Consider the following 3,687-nt stretch of genomic DNA (forward strand, 5'->3'; position numbering starts at 1 on the left):
ACAAGGACCTGACCGGCAACTGGCAGTGCCGCACCATCAAGGCCGGCGGACCTTTGCCGCTCGTCATCTATGGCTGGTTCAAGTGCAAGGTGACCGATGACGGTTCCGGCTGGCGGCTGGAGAAGATCAGCGGCTCGCAGCGCACCAGGGGCCGTTTCTTCGACGATGGCGAGAAACGCGCGATCTATCTCGGCTCCTTCTATGTCAACAGCGATCCGGCAAAGCCCTATGGCAGCGGTCCGCAAACCGACCAGGTCGGCTACGCCTTCCGCAACAGCGCCAAGGAATGGCGCATCGAATTTCCGGCGCCCTACTATGAATCGAAGCTCGATATCATCGAATTCAAGCGCTGACTGTGTATCGAAGAGCTGATCACCAAGGATTAACCCGGACACCCTAGCATCCCGTCTATTGTCGAGAAGGGTTGCTTGGAGGGGGCAAGATCCATGGCAGCATCAGAATCCAATACGCGTCCGATCGTGGTCGTCACCGGAGGCGGCCAGCATGTCTGGGCTATGATCAATGCGATCGCCGACCGCGTAGGTCCTGTCAGCGTCGTCCTCGAAACGCCTGAATCCAAAAAGCAATTGCTGCGTGGCCGGGCTCGCCGCCAAGGCTGGATTTCCGCCATCGGCCAGCTTGGCACGATGGTACTGAGTAGGTTGGGCAAGCGATTCCTGGCCGGCCATAGCGCGCGACTGATTGCCGAGGAGAAGCTGGAGGTTGAGCCGCGACCAGGCCAGGAGATCATCCCGGTAGCCTCGGCCAATGGGCTTGAGTGCCTGCAGGCGATCCAGAAGATCCGGCCAGGCGTTGTGCTGCTCAACGGTTGCCGACTAATCTCGGCTGAGATGCTGAGCAAAATGCCCTGCCCGGTGCTCAACTACCATGCGGGCATCACGCCGAAATATCGCGGCATGAATGGCGGCTATTGGGCTCTGGTATCAGGCGATGCGGAGAATTTCGGCACGACTGTCCACCTCGTCGACGCTGGCGTCGACACTGGTGGCGTGCTGAAGCAGGCGCGCGGCAGATCGAAAAAAGGCGACACCATCTCAAGTCACGCGCTACGCCAGACGGCGTTCTCGCGCGACATCTGCGTCGAGGCTGTCAGCGATGCACTGGCTGGAAAACTCACGACGATCGATCCCGGCCTGCCTTCGAAACTCTGGTATCATCCGACGATCTGGTTCTACGTCTGGACGGGCCTCAGAACTGGCATCTGGTAGCGCGTTTTTCGTCCTGGACGGCATACTGCGCGCCAGCGTTTCCGACGCGCTGGACCGGGCGCCGGCACACGCCGCAAACGAATAAACCCACTTTTCATTTTACGACATCGATATGCGTCGCTTTTGAATGCGCGCGCGTCGTCCCATAACAAGCGGCACCACTGCGCTTGCGGCAATGCTCGATAGTTCGAGGAGTGAGAATTCATGGCCGATCTGATCGTCGTCTACTGGCGCGACATCCCTGCCCAGGTGATCGTCAAGAAGGGCCGGCAGAACGCCAAGCGCGAACTGCCGCTGCGCTTTACCGAGGCGATCGACATGTGCGCCATGCGCACCGGCGCCGGCGGTACAGACGACTATCTGGCCGAATGGCGCAAAGCCGATCCCATTCCGGTCGGCGACGACCTCGAAGCCGAAGTCGAGAAGGCATTCAACGACATCGACACGAGATATGACCGCGAGCGGCTGGTCGCTCTGGTCAAGGCGGGCGGCAAAGAAAATGTCTGAAACCATTCCTGCCAAGGAGAGGCCGGCTGTTACCCAGGCCACTCTGGTCAAGAAGGCAGCGCCGAAATCCGACTACAAGCCGGCCGACGTATCGCCGCAGCGGCGCGTGCAGCGTTCCTTCGCGGTCAGATTATGGTCGGTGCGGCACTCGCGATTACTCGAATGGTTCTACGCCAAATTCGCCGACATGTTCCTGCTCCTCCATCCCTTATGGAAAGGCATAGGCTATGGCCGTGTCGAAGGGCCGATCAAATTTGTCGAGAAGCGCGTCAAGGGCTTCATGTTCGACTGCCGCATGTGCGGCCAGTGCATCTTGTCCTCGACAGGCATGTCTTGCCCGATGAACTGCCCCAAGCAATTGCGCAACGGCCCTTGCGGCGGTGTCCGCGCCAACGGCAATTGCGAGGTCGAGCCCGATATGCCCTGCGTCTGGGTCAAGGCCTGGGAAGGCTCGCAGAACATGGTGCACAGCGACAGGATCCTGACCGTGCAGAAGCCGGTCGACCAGTCGCTGCGTGAAACCTCGGCCTGGCTGCGGGTGACCGCGCAGGCGGCCACCGCGCGCGAAGCCGCCGCTGCCGCCAAGAATGAGGCGGCCAGCACCGGGGCGTCGGCATGATCGGCCGCCAGCGCGACGAAAACCCGGCCGGCATCCACCTGCCGCTCGAACCCCTGCCCGGCCACACCTCGCGCGGTCGGCTGGAGCGCGTACTGCGGCGCGGCGAGTTCGCTGTGACGACGGAACTCAACCCGCCCGACAGCGCCGATCCGGAAGACGTCTACAACAGGGCGAAAATCTTCGACGGCTGGGTCGACGCCATCAACGCCGTCGATGCATCGGGCGCCAACTGCCACATGTCCTCGGTCGGCATCTGCGCACTTTTGACGCGCATGGGCTATGCGCCGATCATGCAGATCGCCTGCCGCGACAAGAACCGCATCGCCATCCAGGGCGACGTGCTGGGCGGGGCTGCGATGGGCGTCGCCAACATGCTGTGCCTGACAGGTGACGGCGTGCAGGCCGGAGACCAGCCCGGCGCCAAGCCGGTGTTCGATCTCGACTGCATGTCGCTCCTGGAAACCTGCCGCATCATGCGCGACAACGGCAAGTTCCTGTCCGGCCGCAAGCTGACGACGCCGCCGCAGCTTTTCCTGGGTGCTGCGATCAATCCGTTCGCGCCGCCGATCGACTTCCGCCCGCACCGGCTGGGCAAGAAGATCGCCGCCGGCGCGCAATTCGTACAGAGCCAGTATTGCTTCGACGTGCCCATGTTCCGCACCTACATGCAAAAGGTGCGCGACCTCGGCTATACCGAAAAATGCTTCATCCTGGTTGGCGTCGGGCCGCTCGCCTCGGCCAAGACGGCCAAGTGGATCCGCTCGAACGTGCCGGGCATCCATATTCCCGATTCCGTCATCAAGCGGCTGGAAGGCGCCCAGGACCAGAAAAAGGAAGGCAAGCAGCTCTGCATCGACATCATCAACGAGGTGAAGGAAATATCAGGTGTTTCCGGCGTTCACGTGATGGCCTACCGGCAAGAGGAATATGTCGCCGAGATCGTCGATGAATCGGGCGTGCTGAAGGGCCGCCAGCCATGGAAACGCGAGATCCGCCGCGACGACCAGATGGTCGCCGATCGGCTCGAGCACATACTGCACGACGATATTACCGAAACGCAGGTGGATATGGTGAAGACCGCGCACTGACGGCGCGGACGGCCACCCATTCGCTTGAACGAAACCAGACAACGATATAAAGAAATCTTTATATCACGGCGGAGAGAATTTATGACCCGTACCATCGTCGCTTCGGCGACACGAGAAATCATCATCGGCTTCGACCAGCCGTTCTGCGTGATCGGCGAACGCATCAACCCGACCGGCCGCAAGAAGCTGGCCGCCGAGATGATCGCGGGCAATTTCGAGACCGTCATCAGGGACGCATTGGAGC

Annotated in this window: 5 protein-coding genes and 1 pseudogene; all 6 read left to right on the plus strand. The window is 61.3% G+C overall.

The window, feature by feature from the left end; genetic code table 11:
• The coding region (locus EN969_RS21320; protein ID WP_127419368.1) for a DUF4893 domain-containing protein at positions 1–353 on the plus strand (353 nt) is incomplete at its 5' end.
• 93 nt (positions 354–446) lie between these two features.
• Positions 447–1,229, plus strand: coding sequence for a formyl transferase (locus EN969_RS21325; protein ID WP_027160505.1), 783 nt, complete (start codon positions 447–449; stop codon positions 1,227–1,229).
• 204 nt (positions 1,230–1,433) lie between these two features.
• Complete coding sequence (locus tag EN969_RS21330) at positions 1,434–1,736, plus strand: virulence factor (RefSeq protein ID WP_013531170.1); 303 nt, start codon at positions 1,434–1,436, stop codon at positions 1,734–1,736.
• Complete coding sequence (locus tag EN969_RS21335) at positions 1,729–2,355, plus strand: methylenetetrahydrofolate reductase C-terminal domain-containing protein (protein ID WP_013531169.1); 627 nt, start codon at positions 1,729–1,731, stop codon at positions 2,353–2,355. Before EN969_RS21330 ends, EN969_RS21335 begins: the two co-directional genes overlap by 8 nt.
• On the plus strand, positions 2,352–3,443 hold the full coding sequence (locus EN969_RS21340) for a methylenetetrahydrofolate reductase (protein WP_063168204.1): 1,092 nt from the start codon (positions 2,352–2,354) through the stop codon (positions 3,441–3,443). Before EN969_RS21335 ends, EN969_RS21340 begins: the two co-directional genes overlap by 4 nt.
• 81 nt (positions 3,444–3,524) lie before the next feature.
• Positions 3,525–3,687 (plus strand): annotated as a pseudogene (locus tag EN969_RS21345) (methyltetrahydrofolate cobalamin methyltransferase); the annotation flags it as partial.

This window comes from Mesorhizobium sp. M7A.F.Ca.CA.003.01.2.1 (genome assembly GCF_003998945.1).
In the GTDB taxonomy this organism is placed as follows: Bacteria; Pseudomonadota; Alphaproteobacteria; order Rhizobiales; family Rhizobiaceae; genus Mesorhizobium; species Mesorhizobium ciceri.

What these genes read in the sequence shown, in the direction of transcription:
- EN969_RS21330 (WP_013531170.1), top strand. Translation starts at nt 1,434, where the DNA reads ATGGCCGATCTGATCGTCGTCTACTGGCGCGACATCCCTGCCCAGGTG.
- EN969_RS21325 (WP_027160505.1), top strand. Translation starts at nt 447, where the DNA reads ATGGCAGCATCAGAATCCAATACGCGTCCGATCGTGGTCGTCACCGGA.
- EN969_RS21335 (WP_013531169.1), top strand. Translation starts at nt 1,729, where the DNA reads ATGTCTGAAACCATTCCTGCCAAGGAGAGGCCGGCTGTTACCCAGGCC.
- EN969_RS21340 (WP_063168204.1), top strand. Translation starts at nt 2,352, where the DNA reads ATGATCGGCCGCCAGCGCGACGAAAACCCGGCCGGCATCCACCTGCCG.